14 protein-coding genes and 1 pseudogene are annotated in these 14448 nt (G+C 45.5%); all 15 read left to right on the top strand.

What is annotated here, in order from left to right; genetic code table 11:
* The first annotated feature begins 2 nt into the window (after nt 1–2).
* The 15 genes and pseudogenes from ACFQ3J_RS07925 (at nt 3) to ACFQ3J_RS07855 (ending at nt 14424) form a co-directional block, all read left to right on the top strand.
* On the top strand, nt 3–479 hold the full coding sequence (locus ACFQ3J_RS07925) for a nuclear transport factor 2 family protein (RefSeq protein WP_211753652.1): 477 nt from the start codon (nt 3–5) through the stop codon (nt 477–479).
* A gap of 725 nt (nt 480–1204) precedes the next feature.
* Nucleotides 1205–1633 carry an RrF2 family transcriptional regulator gene (locus ACFQ3J_RS07920; RefSeq protein WP_091156035.1) on the top strand — a complete coding sequence of 143 codons (429 nt, stop codon included), beginning with the start codon at nt 1205–1207 and terminating at the stop codon, nt 1631–1633.
* Nucleotides 1634–1702: 69 nt separating this feature from the next.
* Nucleotides 1703–2530 carry a pirin family protein gene (locus ACFQ3J_RS07915; protein ID WP_251583889.1) on the top strand — a complete coding sequence of 276 codons (828 nt, stop codon included), beginning with the start codon at nt 1703–1705 and terminating at the stop codon, nt 2528–2530.
* A 109-nt stretch (nt 2531–2639) separates the two neighbouring features.
* Nucleotides 2640–2884: pseudogene (locus tag ACFQ3J_RS07910) on the top strand (fructose-bisphosphatase class II); the annotation flags it as partial.
* A gap of 420 nt (nt 2885–3304) precedes the next feature.
* Entirely contained in the window at nt 3305–4132 is an 828-nt protein-coding gene (locus tag ACFQ3J_RS07905) for a diaminopimelate epimerase (RefSeq protein ID WP_091156040.1), read from the top strand.
* A gap of 85 nt (nt 4133–4217) precedes the next feature.
* Nucleotides 4218–4952 carry an SAM-dependent methyltransferase gene (locus ACFQ3J_RS07900; RefSeq protein WP_251584061.1) on the top strand — a complete coding sequence of 245 codons (735 nt, stop codon included), beginning with the start codon at nt 4218–4220 and terminating at the stop codon, nt 4950–4952.
* A gap of 27 nt (nt 4953–4979) precedes the next feature.
* Entirely contained in the window at nt 4980–6287 is a 1308-nt protein-coding gene (locus ACFQ3J_RS07895; RefSeq protein ID WP_251583890.1) for an opine metallophore biosynthesis dehydrogenase, read from the top strand.
* Between the two features lie 273 nt (nt 6288–6560).
* Nucleotides 6561–8156: a staphylopine-dependent metal ABC transporter substrate-binding lipoprotein gene (gene cntA, locus ACFQ3J_RS07890; RefSeq protein WP_251584063.1), complete on the top strand. Its 1596-nt coding sequence runs from the start codon at nt 6561–6563 to the stop codon at nt 8154–8156.
* 15 nt (nt 8157–8171) lie between these two features.
* Entirely contained in the window at nt 8172–9104 is a 933-nt protein-coding gene (gene opp1B / locus ACFQ3J_RS07885; RefSeq protein ID WP_091156047.1) for a nickel/cobalt ABC transporter permease, read from the top strand.
* Nucleotides 9105–10001 (top strand): staphylopine uptake ABC transporter permease subunit CntC, encoded by an 897-nt coding sequence (cntC, locus tag ACFQ3J_RS07880; protein WP_251583891.1) that lies wholly within the window; start codon nt 9105–9107, stop codon nt 9999–10001.
* The gene (cntF, locus tag ACFQ3J_RS07875) at nt 10002–10835 is read left to right on the top strand and encodes a staphylopine uptake ABC transporter ATP-binding protein CntF (protein WP_091156052.1); all 834 of its coding nucleotides are present in this window, start codon (nt 10002–10004) and stop codon (nt 10833–10835) included. It begins immediately after the preceding gene.
* The gene (locus tag ACFQ3J_RS07870; protein WP_251583892.1) at nt 10813–11553 is read left to right on the top strand and encodes an ABC transporter ATP-binding protein; all 741 of its coding nucleotides are present in this window, start codon (nt 10813–10815) and stop codon (nt 11551–11553) included. Before cntF ends, ACFQ3J_RS07870 begins: the two co-directional genes overlap by 23 nt.
* Nucleotides 11554–11603: 50 nt before the next feature.
* Nucleotides 11604–12791 (top strand): staphylopine family metallophore export MFS transporter CntE, encoded by a 1188-nt coding sequence (cntE, locus tag ACFQ3J_RS07865; RefSeq protein WP_251583893.1) that lies wholly within the window; start codon nt 11604–11606, stop codon nt 12789–12791.
* Nucleotides 12792–12880: 89 nt separating this feature from the next.
* Nucleotides 12881–13360 (top strand): GNAT family N-acetyltransferase, encoded by a 480-nt coding sequence (locus tag ACFQ3J_RS07860; RefSeq protein ID WP_251583894.1) that lies wholly within the window; start codon nt 12881–12883, stop codon nt 13358–13360.
* Between the two features lie 431 nt (nt 13361–13791).
* Nucleotides 13792–14424 (top strand): spore coat protein, encoded by a 633-nt coding sequence (locus tag ACFQ3J_RS07855; RefSeq protein WP_170862385.1) that lies wholly within the window; start codon nt 13792–13794, stop codon nt 14422–14424.
* The last annotated feature ends 24 nt before the right edge of the window (nt 14425–14448 follow it).

Raw genomic sequence — 14448 nt, 5'->3', positions numbered from 1 at the left:
CCATGAATAAGAATACCATTATTGAGCTTGTCGATACGAACGATCCCAAGGCCGTTCGCAACAAAAATAACCTTCTCGATTGCTATGACATGATCATCAACAAGAAGCAGGCGATGGAAGGCGCCATGAAATACGTCACCGAAGACTATATCCAGCACAATCCGCTCCTTGCGGATGGGGCGAAAGGGCTCGGTGAATGGTTTGAGAACCTCCACAAGGAACGGCCGCATGCTCGTGTGGTGGTGCACAAGATCGTCGCCATTGGCGACTATCTGTTTGCGCATGTCAATTTTCTGAACTTCCTGAACGACGACCCGGACGATACGGGCATCGCCGTTGTCGATATGTGGAAGGTGCGCGAGGACGGGATGATGGTTGAGCACTGGGACGTCTTGCAAGTCATCGGCGATCCGAAAACCAACTCCGCTCCGTGGTTCGGACCGAACATCCCCGCCAATAACAACAACGGCGTGATGTAAGGCCGACCAGACGGTACGCAATATCCAGGAAAAAATCCATCTAACCCCTTTTTTCGAACTCGAATGTTGAGAGGTTATGAATTGCGAACATCATCTGCGTAATAGAAACAGAAACTACATTTGCACAGAATCAGTATTTATGCTAAACTGATTCTGTGCTTATTCGGTAACAGGGCACAGCTTGTGGAAGACGACACCGGGTTTCAAGCACCTAAAATACGTAGAGTTGAAGGTGGTCCTTGCTCGTTATTTTCGATCCACATGTAGTCTCGTAGAACTGACGTAAGCGTTTAAAAGTCCCCACCTATGTGATGGGGACTTTTGCTACGCTAGGACTGTGATGGTTGCGGTACAGAGGCAGACCGGATCTGCTCTTCGTACCATATCACCATGGCGGTCAGTTCTGCGACCTGCGTGTGGAGCTTCATGTTCTGCTCCAGCAATTGTTCGATTGTATCGGGGATGACAATGTTCTTCATACTTTATTCATTCGACACATCCGGACAAGGATTCGTCCCGCTATTTTGATATTGGGTGATGCGCTTCATCCATTGCTGACGAAGTTTCTCTTTATCCATGCGCTCATCCTCCTATTTGAAGATGAGTCCATTTTCACATGACCAGATGCGGATTAATAGTTGGGGGCTTTTTGACATTTACGAACTGCCGATGTGGGTTTCCTTGCATGGAGATGCCACGGTCGGCTTCAGGAAGGAGGGGGGAGAATGCAGTTGAACCCAAACAAGGTAGAAATCATCCCGAAACATCGATTTCGGATTGCAGCATTTGCTCTAACATGGCTGGCCATCAACCAATGTGTTCAGTCCAGTGCTGTTCTGGCAGAGACGCTTCAGATCAATGCATCTTTTCTAAGAAGAGTTTTGTTTCCGTTCGTACAAGCGGGTATGGTTGAGGCAAGGGAAGGGCGTGACGGTGGATATGTGCTCAAAACAGATCCAACACATATTACGCTCGCTGAAATTTTTCTGATCACAAACACTGAGACAAACTCAGATTTAAATCCAACGGATCAGGATGAAACCTGTAGCCTCTTCGATCAAGTTTTTGAAGAGATTACGGATGAGGTTGAGCAACAAATGCTTAAATCTTTACAGAAATACACCCTCGCGGACATAATGGGCCGCATGCACTGAAGTTTGTGGGGTTGAAAGATGGAGCAAGGTACAAGTACTTGAATAATACACAGGATGGAGTGAAATTGGATGCAACGGGAAATAACGCGAGTCTGGACAGTCACGCCGGTTAAACGGAGTTCAACACATACTGCGGGAATCGTACTTGAACCCGGGCACTGGCACGAGTATGACCCCTTTTTACTGATGGCAGAGGATTGGTTCGAGTCAGGGACTTTTAGTATGCATCCGCATCGTGGATTTGAGACTGTCACGTACATCATTGAGGGAAATCTAAGCCATTTTGATAATAAAAATGGGGCGGGCCAACTTGGGACAGGTGACGTTCAATGGATGACGGCAGGACGCGGCGTCGTTCACACGGAAGAACCCTCGCCGGGGGAAACCGTACACAGCCTTCAGCTATGGGTTAATTTACCAAGGGACAAGAAGATGACGGATCCGCGTTACCAAAACCTATTATCCTCTGAAATGCCTGTGCGCAAAGAAGAAGGAGCGCTCATTCGGGTCTTTTCAGGGTCTTCCAAAGAGGTGGTGGCGCCTACGCAAAATCACGTTCCGGTGACCATGGTTGAACTCAATCTTGAAGCAGGATCAACCGTAACGCAGGACCTTCCCGCTGACTATAATGGATTTCTTTATATCTTAGAGGGTCGTGGCATATTTGGTTCAAATGAAGTCTCAGGTGAAGCTTCTCAAGTGCTTTGGCTCGGTGAGGCTCCGGCTGATGAAGGCAGCGACGTTCTTGTACATGCAACTACAAAACTACGTGCCGTCTTGTTTGCCGGAAAGCCCGTGCGTGAGCCAGTCGTTCAATATGGGATGTTTGTCATGAATAGCCAGGCTGAAATACAACAAGCAATTAAGGACTATCAATCAGGGAAGTTCAGTCAGTGATTGCATTTTGACTTCCAGATGACTTGAGCGAACATCATCGGACACACGAACCGATTACGTAGATGATGACGTACTTATAGAACGAATCCGATCTCCAGACTCTGATTGAGCTGTCGCCGAGGCTATGAGAGACATGTTCGATACAGTTTCCATGGACGGAACCCTTGTGATAGGAAAAGGAGAGATGGATGAAGCGCCAATGCTGTATATTGGCGAACATTTGGGAACAGGGGTGCACCCGCTGTGGACCCGCTTGAGGGAGGTCGTCGCGAGCGGTCAGGCGAGCTGCCCACCGTGGTCGCCCTTGCTCCTCGTGGAACGCCGCTGAATGCACCGGACATATACTTTTCCCGCGGGCGCTCAGTCCAACAGTGATCTTCTCCATCAGTAACAATAAAATACGAGCTTACGAACACTTGCCTCATAATAAAACTTAAATAGTTCGTATTTATAGTGTTACACGTATCTCGGCTGTACCCGAGCTTGAATCGCGCAAGCGGATCTGACTTCTTCAATTGACAACAAATCTTATATATGAAGAAAAGAGCTCATAATGGGCGGAAGAGGGAAAGCGTGGTTATCGCTGTAAGACAATGATATAAATGTACAGAGCCGTGATTCAGCGGCTCTTTTTCTTTTTTCTAAATGCGATGCTGGCAGAACCATGATATGAGGCTGGGCGAAATAAGAATTGACAGTATTTAGTGAAAATCATATAATCATCTCAACCCAAAGTTAATCGTAATATTTACAATTAAAGAGAGGGAAGTGTGGATGAGGCAGGAGATCGAATTTGTTAAATGTAATCCGACACAGAATATGACCATACTTGTTCAGACGGATCATGGGGATTGGAACTATGAGACCATTGCCTCCCAGATTATGTCCTATGATAGTATTCATGCGGAGCAGGTTGGATTCATTGAACAGCCAAGAGGCAGTGCTGCGGCTTATTTACATATGGCTGGAGGTGAATTTTGCGGTAATGCATGTATGTCTCTGGCCGCCTATATCGCATCCAAGAAGGGAATCGGACCAAATGAGGAAGACAGGATTAACATTGAGACCTCAGGAACTGATCAATTAATTGATTGTTTGGTTGTGAGTAATGGTGATCGGTATACCTGTGAGCTAAATATGCCTGTGCCGCTTCAGATTGAGCCCAAGACGATACATATAGGAGAACTTGACTATCCATGTTTCTTAGTACGTTACGAGGAATCCATTCATCTCATTATGGAAGTAGATGCTATCTCCGAGAGCATTCGAAATACCGCTCAAATGACAGCACATCTCATGGGCCTTACAGGTGATCACAAGCTTATAGGAATTCTGTTGTATGAGCCAGACGATCATAGGATGACCCCGCTCATCCATATACCTAAGCTCGAAAGCATGGTATGGGAGAGAGGCTGCGGCTCGGGTACGGCATCCATAGGAGCTTATCTGGCTTGGAGGAATAAGTCAAACATCGATATCGAGGTCGTTCAGCCTGGGGGACTTATTCATGTATCGGTTTTGTATAACAATGGTTTGTCGTATGTGATGATTAAGGGCAATGTCGAAATCGTGGCTGAAGGGAGAGCTTATATTGGTGACTGACGCACTTGGCAGGAACAAATCGATTACAGTGGATACACATGATTTAACTCTCGGATTGAAGGAGTATCTGGAACGATTTGAGGTCATGTCAAACAAGTATGATTCGACTACACGTTATTCACATGAACTCGAGCTATTGATCGACGAATATGCTGCATATATTACAAATCCAGCAAACCGAAGCATGTGGGAACGGCTGGAGCCAGAAGAAGAGCTCGGCGAGCTAGTGTTGAATCTAAGAAGAAGTTCGGCCTTCTGTGTTGCGATAATGGAGAAATATCGGGCACTTAAGCTGCTAAGTGGTTCTTCTGAACAATCTGCATATTTTATAAATATCGAGAGCTGTATTGAGCAGGAATTTGGAAGCTTCCAAGTGTCGCCCGGCTCCAACGTCTTATTGGTTGGCTCCGGATCTTTTCCCATGACACCGCTCCTTATTGCCAAGAGAACGGGTGCGCAAGTCGTAGGAGTAGATATAGACCAAGAAGCTATTGATATGGGCCGTTCTGTACTGAATATCCTGGGACCAGAGTATAATATTCGTCTTGCACAGACACCGCCAGAGGAGCTTGAATCCTTAAAGGATTTCACGCACATCATCTTCAGCTCTACAGTAGAAGACAAGTTCAATATCATGGACCGGTTATATGAGCTGACGAGTGACCAGGTTGTGGTGGCGATGAGGTATGGTGAAGGATTGAAATCCTTGTTTAATTTTCCGCTGCAGGAAGTGGACAAGTTAAAGTGGAAGCTGGAGGAGCACGTATTACGCCCCGATCAGGTATTTGATATTGCTCTGTATAAGAAGGTTATCTCTTAGAAAAAGAAAGGTTTTATAGGAGGTTATATGAGCGTTTTCAATCGAGTTCTTATCTGTGGGACGGGCCCGGCGTCGATTCAAATGGCCGTATATATGAAAAACCAGTGGAACAGCTGCATTGGAATTGCAGGGAGAGCCTCTGCACGTTCGGAGCATTTTTACAGCGCTTTAAGCAGTAACCATCAAGTTGTACGAGCTACCGTACAGAATGAGCTGCATCAAATTATGGAAGGCGAGATGACAGTTGATGAAGTGTTCCACAGCTATGAAGCGGTAACCGGCTTGTGGGATACAATCCTGCTTGCAGTCACTGCCGATGCTTATGGACAAGTGCTGCAGATCCTGGACGCAGAGCTGCTTCGGCATGTAAGCTGCATCCTGTTGTTGTCACCTACGCTGGGCTCAGGCAGCCTGGTTCACAGCTATGTGGGAGCCTTGAATCCAGCAGCTGAGATCATCAGCTTCTCTACCTATCTGGGGGATACACGCTGGTCAGATTCTACTCCGTCCAATCAGGTATTGACCACGGCAGTGAAGAAGAAGCTGTATGTCGGATCTACGATTCCTGCTTCTGATCATGTAAACAGCCTATGTGAACATTTTACGAGCTCGGGCATCGCGCTTAAGTCTATGGAATCGCCTATTGCCGCTGAGAGCAGAAACATATCCTTATATGTACACCCGCCATTATTCATGAATGATTTTTCATTAAGTCGGATCTTTGGTGAATCGGATACGCCGGCTTACGTATATAAGCTGTTTCCCGAGGGACCCATCACGTCGAGCTTGATTCAGGAGATGCTGTCCCAATGGAAAGAGATCATGAATATTTTGTCCTCTCTGCAGGTGGAACCACTTAATCTGCTTCAATTCATGATTGATGACAATTATCCGATAAGAGCTGAAAGCCTGGCCCGCAAGAATATCGATCGTTTTCTTGAGCTGGATGACATCCATCAGCAATATTTGCTGTACATAAGGTACACTTGTTTGCTCATTGATCCCTTCTCCAAGCCGGATAAGGATGGCAAATTCTTCGATTTCTCCGCTGTGCCCATCAGAAGGACATTTATTAATAAAGAGGGAGAATGGGATATTCCGAGAATGCCGAAGGAGGATTATTATCGCATCAAAATTATTCAAGGGATTGCCAGGCATACAAACAACGCATGTCCCACCATTGACCGGTTTGTAGACAGATATGAGAGCACCATTCGAGAGATTGCCTTGCAGCACCCAGAGAGAATATTCTCGGAAGCCTATGAAGTTCACACCTTCGCAGAGGATCTACAGCAAATATGCAGCTCCTTAAGTGCAGCAACCTCAAGATCATAGGATAGCAATACTGCATTTTACTGCTCCTCTAAATACTGTAACTCTAAGAACTGCAATACTCTATAGTACCGGTGTTACGGATACTTTGTGTACTGAACAATATTACATGAAGCGTATCGAATGATTCTAAATTCAATGCATAATCGTGATGTACTAGCATATTCTGTCCTTAATTAATCGTAATATTTACGTATATATCATATACATTATAAATATAAAAAGAGAAAAAGGGAGAGATCAAGCTTGTTTAGCAAACCTTTCAAATCCATTTATATGTTTTTGCTGGTGGTGATCGTGATATCTGGATGTTCGTCCCAGTCCTCATCGGGAGGGGACTCTAACTCCGAAGCTGTCAGCGGAAATACTACTACTCAAGAGCTCACATACGCTTCAGCGAAGGATATTGGAGATATGAATCCTCACCTGTACACCGGTTCCATGCCCGCACAGGGAATGGTATATGAATCACTCGTTGAGAACACCAAGGACGGAATCAAGCCCTTGCTTGCTGAATCATGGGAGATTTCGGAGGATGGTAAAACGTATACCTTTCATTTAAGAGATGACGTTGTATTTCATGATGGGGAGCCATTCAATGCAGAGGCAGTCAAGCTTAACGTAGAAGCCGTTCAGAGAAATGTGGAGAAGCATTCCTGGATTAAGCTATCGACACAGCTCGTTAGCTGCAATGTCATTGACGAATATACCGTTGAATTTGTGCTTAGTGAGGCATATTATCCGGCCCTCATTGAATTATCGATGACCAGACCTTTCGTATTTATATCACCAAATGATTTTATGAGTGGAGAGACGAAGGACGGGGTATCTGGCTATCATGGAACAGGTCCATATGCTCTAACAGAGCACAAGAAGGAAGAGTATGCCGTATTCACTGCAAATGAAGAGTACTGGGGCGAGGTACCTCAGGTTAAGACTATCACCTCGAAAGTGCTTCCGGCAGGAGAGACCACTTATCTTGCCATGCTTAAGGGAGAAGTCAACTTCGCATTTACGGATGATCGGGGAGCCGACAGCATGGATGTTGAGGCGATGAATCAATTAGTGGATACCGGTGACTATCAGCTGGTACGCAGTGAACCGGTCAATACCAAAATGATCGTAGCGAACAGCAGCAAAACAGGAAGTCCGGCAAGCGAAACGGCCGTGCGGGAAGCCATATGGTATGCAATAGACCGGGAAACGATTGCCCGAGATATTTTTAGCGGTACGGAGTCACCTGCCAGTACCTTGTTCTCATCCAATGTGGAATATGCGGAAGTGGAGTTGAAGGAACGCGGCTATGACCTGGCTAAGGCAAATGAAATTCTGGACGGCGCAGGCTGGGAACTGAACGAGAGCGGTGTGAGAACGAAGAACGGAAAGCCGTTATCGATTGGTCTGTACTATGATGTGAATTCATCCACTCAGAAGATGCAGGCTGAATTCATTCAGAGCACACTCGGGGAAATCGGTATCCAGCTGGAGATTATAGGGGAAGAATCAACATCCATTGCAAGCCGAAGATCATCGGGTGATTATGAGCTGCTATTTAATCAGACCTGGGGGCTTGCCTATGATCCCCAGAGCACTGTCTCTGCCTTTACTTCCGAAGCATCGTATTTATATACAACGCAAGGCATTGCACAAGCGGATGAGCTCTATTCCAAAATTAATGAAGTCATGATTACAACGGACGAAGAAGCACGCAAATCATTGTACGCGGATATCCTGACCGTCGTTCATGATGAAGCGGTGTTCATACCGATTACTAATGGCAGTGTAACAGTAGTCGCTCCGTCTGAATTAACAGGAATTTCATTTAAACAGTCTCAGTTTGAGCTGCCTTTCGATCAGATGCAATTCGAATAAGGAAGGAGATTGCAAGTGGGAAGTTATGTAGTTAAGAGGTTGTTAATATCTGTACCGCTTCTGCTCATTATTTCATTTGTTACATTTATATTCATTAACTTGTCTCCTGTAGGACCGGCTGAGGCCGTCCTCCAGGCACAAGGCGTTCCCGTCATTACAGAGGAATTAATCCTTCAGACTGAACAAGAGCTTGGCATGGATCAGCCGCTGTTCATCCAATTCTTCCATTGGTTAACTGCCGTCCTCCAGCTGGATTTCGGGCATTCCTTTGTTGACGGGGAACCAGTAAGCGCCTTAATCGGCCCTGCATTTATGAATACACTGAAGCTGACGCTTGTCTCGTCTGTTGCTATCATCATATTGTCGATTCTGCTCGGGATTATATGTGCGCTCAATGAAGGGAAACTGCTAGACCAATCTATTAGAGGGGTCTCATTCGTGCTGACTTCGTTGCCCTCTTACTGGCTGGCCGCGCTTCTCATTTTTTATTTCTCGGTAGAACTGGATCTCTTGCCGACCAGCGGGATGGGCAGTTATCAGCATTATATTCTGCCTGTACTCGTGATCTCGGTAACCTATGCCGGGATTTATTTTCGAAATGTCCGCAGCTCCATGCTCAACAATCTTCATGAGGATTATATACTGTATGCGCGTGCCAGCGGCATTAGGGAGAGAAAGGTTATTATGCATTTACTGAGAAATTCGCTCCAGGTCGCTGTATCCATATTTTGTTTGGCTGTACCCGTCATTCTAGGCAGTACAGTCGTCATCGAAAATGTATTCGCTTGGCCAGGACTGGGTTCGCTAAGCGTCAAATCGATTCTCAGCCGGGACTTTCCCGTCATTCAAGCCTTTGTCCTTATACTGGCGGTATCCTTCGTGTTGTTCAATACGATCGCTGACATTGTTAATGCAATGCTTAATCCAAAGCTAAGGAATGATCTGTAAATGAGAGTTTGGAGAAATTTGAGAAGAGACAAGCTGGCCTTTACAAGTATCCTTATCTTGGTTTCAACCATATTGATCGGTATTTTCGCGCCTTGGTTTGCTCCACATGATCCGCTCAAAGTGAATATGGCGCTTCGTTACAATACACCTTCATGGGAATATCTCTTAGGGAATGATCATCTCGGAAGATGCATTCTTTCCCGGTTAATATATGGGATTCGTCCAAGCGTGCTATGGGTGATTGCCGCACTCGCAGTATCTCTGATTTTTGGTGGAGCGATGGGCTTCCTGGCAGGTTATTTTAGAGGAAAAATAGATGCTCTCATCATGAGGTTATGTGATGTCCTGCTCTCATTCCCCGGATATGTAATGACCCTTGCAATCATTGGAGTGTTTGGTGTGGGACTGGAGAACATTCTCATTGCATTTATCGTGATGAAGTGGGCTTGGTTTGCCAGGATGATCAGAACGGCTGTCATGCAATACACAGAATCCAATTATATCCGGTTCTCAAAAGCAGCAGGTACGAGCAGTTCACGTATCATATTCAAGCATTTGCTGCCTCTGACTCTATCGGATATTGCCGTGCTTGCGAGCAGCTCATTAGGTTCGATGATTCTGCAAATCTCGGGTTTCTCCTTCTTGGGCCTCGGTATTCAAGCTCCGAGTCCTGAATGGGGCATGATGCTGAACGAAGCGAGAGAAGTGATGTTTACGAGACCCGAGCTTATGCTGGCCCCAGGTATCGCTATTATACTGGTAGTTACAAGCTTCAATTTCTTGTCGGATGCCCTTCAGAAAGCGATGGATCCTAAGCTGGCAGGAATGAAATTCAAGCATCCAAAGGCTCGCAGAAATATCTTCATGAAATTCAAAGGTGAAGAGGCGGTGAGGTAAATGGGGATTGTCCTTGAAGTAGAAGATTTGAACATATGGAACACCCAGACCGGACAAAAAATCGTTCACGATGTATCTTTTCAGCTAAGAAACGGCAGCTGTCTTGCAGTCGTTGGCGAAAGCGGAAGCGGCAAAACGCTCACCTGCAGATCGATTATGAGGTTAAATAAGGGCTGGCTTGGTCAAGAGGGGACGATCATTTTCAAGGGTAAGCACCTGAACAAATTATCCGAGAAAGAAATGAGAAAAAAAAGAGGGAAAGAGCTGTGCATGATTCTGCAAAATGGAATGAGCGCGTTCGATCCTTCCAGTGTGATCGGTGTTCATCTGCAAGAGACGCTGTCAGAGCATTATGGCTGGAATAAGAAAGAGATCGTCAGGCGCATGTCTGCGGCGATGGAGCAAGTGATGCTCAAGAATCCAACTGACGTAATGAATAAATATCCGCACCAGCTGTCAGGTGGCATGCTGCAGCGAGTGATGATTGCACTCGCCTTGGTTCTGGAGCCGGATCTTATTATTGCGGATGAACCTACGACAGCGCTCGACAGTATCGCGCAATATGAAGTCCTCGAGCAATTTGCGAGACTCAGGGCGCAGCTGGGCTGCTCCATGCTGTTTATTTCACACGATCTGGCTGCAGTGAAGAAGCTGGCTGATGAGGTGATGGTCATGAAGGATGGAAGGGTGGTCGAGCGAGGCTCTGTTCAGAAGATCTTTTACGGGCCTGAGCATGATTATACAAAATATCTGGTATCCAGCAGAATGACACTAAGCAATCATTTTAAAAGATTGATGGGGGCGAACACCATTGCTGAAGGTGGATCGAGTTGAGAAATCATATAAAAAAGGCGGATTATTCTCTGCGAGAAAGCAGCAGATCTTAAAGAATGTAAGCTTTGACTGTGCGGATGGAGAATGCCTTGGTATTATCGGTGAGAGTGGAAGCGGAAAGTCCACCTTGGGACGTCTAATATTAGGAATTGAGAAGCCTGACAGCGGAACCGTGACATGGAATGGGCAAAATGTGCTGGACCGAAAAGTACGCGCCGGCAGCATCAGTGCGGTATTTCAGGATTACACCTCCTCGATCAACCCTTTTTTCACGGTAGAAGAGGCCATTAGAGAACCATTAAGAGGTACGGGTGTACAGGATGAGGATGCGCTTATTGAGCAGCTGTTAACTCAAGTTGGACTAAATGCTTCCTTCCGAAAGATGTATCCCCATGAGTTATCTGGCGGTCAGGCTCAGAGGGTATGTATCGCAAGAGCATTATCTACATTTCCAAAATGTATCGTGCTGGATGAAGCCATCAGCTCACTAGATGTATCGATTCAGGTACAGATCCTGGAGCTCCTGCAGCAATTAAAGTCGATCTATCAAATGAGCTATGTATTCATCACACATGACATTCAGGCAGCCGCTTATCTATGTGACCGAGTGATCATCTTCAAGGATGGGCAAGTCGAGGAAATGGTAACGGTGGATCAGCTGAAGGAAGTGCGTACACCGTACGCCAGAACGTTATTGCGATCATTAATTACGCTATAAGTTCGTTCAATAGTTGCAGTAGTATACAAGCAAGGAGGAGCATTCAGAACATGAAGGGAGCATTGTCTTGGCCTTTTCTTCGATTATATATTCTGGTACTGCTATATTTTAGTGCCAACGCCATACTTAATGTCATCATACCGCTGCAGGGAGACGAGCTTGGAGCCAGCAATACAACCATCGGGTTAGTGATGGGTGCCTACTTGTTTACAACGATGTTTTTCCGTCCGTGGGCCGGTTCGATGATTGCGAGGTTTGGTCCTATTAAGATCCTAAGAGTTATTTTGGTTACAAATGGGGTCGCACTCATACTGTATGCCGTGACCGATTTTAACGGATATGTCATAGCCCGCATACTGCAGGGAATATCCACGGCCTTCTTCTCAATGGCGCTGCAGATCGGTATTATTGACTCACTCCCTGAAAAGGAACGTTCTCAAGGAATCTCTCTTTATTCCTTGTTCTCTTATATTCCCGGAATAGTGGGACCTCTGTTCGCTCTGATGCTGTGGCAGACAGGGGACAGCCGTTACTTCGGAGCGGTGATGATATCTATTGCCATTCTGACGGCTGTTGTCGGTTATACGGCTCGAATGACGCAGCAGGATACGGCTTCAGCTACAGCAAAGCCTCAAGTGAAGGAGCCAGGAGCTCGTATGCTCGGGTCTTTTCATCATTTATTTACAAACCCGCATTTATTTAAATGCAGTGTCCTGATGCTGGTCGCTTCCGTCGTATTCGGATCCTTTGCAACCTTCATTCCGCTCTATTCAGCTCAAATTACATATGGAAATGCTGCTGTATTTCTCATGATCCAAGCGGCTACCGTGGTCGTATCTCGACTCGTGCTGAGAAAGAAGATTCCATCCGACGGAAAGTGGCATCCGTCGTTTGTCGCAGGCACCCTCTTGCTGCTGACGTTAGCCGCATTGTTCGTGAGCCTGTCGGCAACAACCGGTCCTGTGTTGTTCTATATCGGTGCATTATTCATCGGAATCGCTCAGGCCATTCTATATCCGACACTGACGACCTATTTGACCTTTGTACTGCCTGAAGGGCATCGAAATATGCTAATTGGACTGTTCATCGCAACTGCCGATCTAGGCGTCTCGCTTGGTGGGGTACTCATGGGACCTGTTGCGGATATGTCCTCTTATTCACTTATGTATATGATATGTGCTGTGTTAGGAGCCGCTTTGATCGTTTTTGCATCGACACGAAGATTACGGACTGCATAGTCAAGACGAAGAAGAAGTCGCCATTCGGCGGCTTTTTTGTATATGATAAGAATGTCAAAATTCAGTCTATAGAAGGAGGGGATCTGCAAATGAAGTTCGAGATCGTAAGATTTAAGGAATCGGATCTAGGGGAGATCGTTAATTTATTTTACGATACGGTTCATTCTGTTAATTCAAAAGATTACTCGGAGGAGCAATTACATGCTTGGGCGCCAATAGATGAGAAGGACTCCAAGTTGTTGTCATGGAAAGAATCGATGAGCAGAAATATAACCCTTGTTGCCAAAATGCATGATCAAGTGGTTGGTTTTTGTGATTTGACGATTGACGGGCACTTAGATCGATTGTTTGTTCATAAAGAGTATCAGGGGATGGGAATCGCCTCCTCTTTAATTAAAAGACTAGAAGTAGAGGCGATGAAGCTGAACCTTTCGGTAATAGATACTGACGCTAGTATTACGGCAAAGCCATTTTTCGAACGTCAAGGCTATGTAGTCGTCAGTGAACAAACCGTGGAACGTAAGGGCGTGCAATTAACAAACTTCAAAATGATTAAACAATTAAGGTAGAATGATCGGAGCATTTCGGCTTGAAGTCGGAACATGTATCTGCTTTTTCAATTCTTCCCCGATTATCATTGACCTCTTGATGTTCAAAATATTAGAGCCGTGCAGGCTTCTTGAGTCCTCATTGTAATTCTGAGTCAGGTTAAATGTGCACGAGAAGTAAGAGTAATATAAATTTAATGTTGAGTCCATATTCTAGAGCCTTGATCAATTCATAATTATTAAAGCTGCATCCCTTTCAACGTAAAAACGAAAAACCAAAAAAGGAAGTACAAAATTCCGAATATGTATCCCATAATAAATTACCTCCAAATATCACGTTTTCTATCTCATGAATATTTTGGACCAAATGAATTCATAATATCCTTGGTTTGAACAATGCTTCGATCCAAATAATCACGAGATACACTCGACAATATGAGGAGGATATGAAAATGCAATTCCAACCCAATCACCAGAATATGCAGACAGGTGCAGTACCGCCGCAAATGAACCATGGTGGCCATGAGATGTTCGATGTTCATGAAGTATTAGGAGGAGCTGTCACTGCGCTAAATACTTATACGTTACTTAGTCAGCATGTTCAGGATCCGGAACTGAAGGACATTATGCAGCGCCAAAAGCAGTTTATGGCAGATGAGTACAACACCACGTTAGAGTGCTTCAAGTCAGGACAAGATCCGTCCAAACCGACGCAAAGCTACAAAATGCATCAAGGGAATGATTTTACTTACGGAGTACAACCGGGTCAACCGAACAAGCCAATTCAATCTGCTGCAGAGATCAATGATGAGGTCATTTCATGTAGCATGTTAAATGTAGTGAAATCCGGTGCAACGGCGAAAACGATGGCCGCATTAGAATCAACAAATCCGGTGGTGCGCCGTGTACTCGCGGACTCTCTTCCTAACTGTATTGAGATGGCTTATGAAATTTCGCTATATCAAAATAAGCATGGCTACTACCAAGTACCACAGCTTACACAGCAGGATATGACACATATGCAAAATGGATATGCTCCAGCACAAATCCAGCCACCAATGGGTGGAACAACTTCAATTCATTAATAAAGGAAGCATCGGTTCTTAGTT

This window comes from Paenibacillus provencensis (assembly GCF_042678545.1).
Classification (GTDB): domain Bacteria; phylum Bacillota; class Bacilli; order Paenibacillales; family Paenibacillaceae; genus Paenibacillus; species Paenibacillus provencensis.
This window is presented reverse-complemented; position numbering and strand designations above follow the sequence as displayed.

Bases quoted from the DNA above. Each gene is read 5' to 3' on its own strand.
- ACFQ3J_RS07925 (WP_211753652.1), top strand. From the start codon at position 3: ATGAATAAGAATACCATTATTGAGCTTGTCGATACGAACGATCCCAAG.
- ACFQ3J_RS07920 (WP_091156035.1), top strand. From the start codon at position 1,205: ATGCAGTTGAACCCAAACAAGGTAGAAATCATCCCGAAACATCGATTT.
- ACFQ3J_RS07915 (WP_251583889.1), top strand. From the start codon at position 1,703: ATGCAACGGGAAATAACGCGAGTCTGGACAGTCACGCCGGTTAAACGG.
- ACFQ3J_RS07905 (WP_091156040.1), top strand. From the start codon at position 3,305: ATGAGGCAGGAGATCGAATTTGTTAAATGTAATCCGACACAGAATATG.
- ACFQ3J_RS07900 (WP_251584061.1), top strand. From the start codon at position 4,218: ATGTCAAACAAGTATGATTCGACTACACGTTATTCACATGAACTCGAG.
- ACFQ3J_RS07895 (WP_251583890.1), top strand. From the start codon at position 4,980: ATGAGCGTTTTCAATCGAGTTCTTATCTGTGGGACGGGCCCGGCGTCG.
- cntA (WP_251584063.1), top strand. From the start codon at position 6,561: ATGTTTTTGCTGGTGGTGATCGTGATATCTGGATGTTCGTCCCAGTCC.
- cntC (WP_251583891.1), top strand. From the start codon at position 9,105: ATGAGAGTTTGGAGAAATTTGAGAAGAGACAAGCTGGCCTTTACAAGT.
- cntF (WP_091156052.1), top strand. From the start codon at position 10,002: ATGGGGATTGTCCTTGAAGTAGAAGATTTGAACATATGGAACACCCAG.
- cntE (WP_251583893.1), top strand. From the start codon at position 11,604: ATGAAGGGAGCATTGTCTTGGCCTTTTCTTCGATTATATATTCTGGTA.
- ACFQ3J_RS07860 (WP_251583894.1), top strand. From the start codon at position 12,881: ATGAAGTTCGAGATCGTAAGATTTAAGGAATCGGATCTAGGGGAGATC.
- ACFQ3J_RS07855 (WP_170862385.1), top strand. From the start codon at position 13,792: ATGCAATTCCAACCCAATCACCAGAATATGCAGACAGGTGCAGTACCG.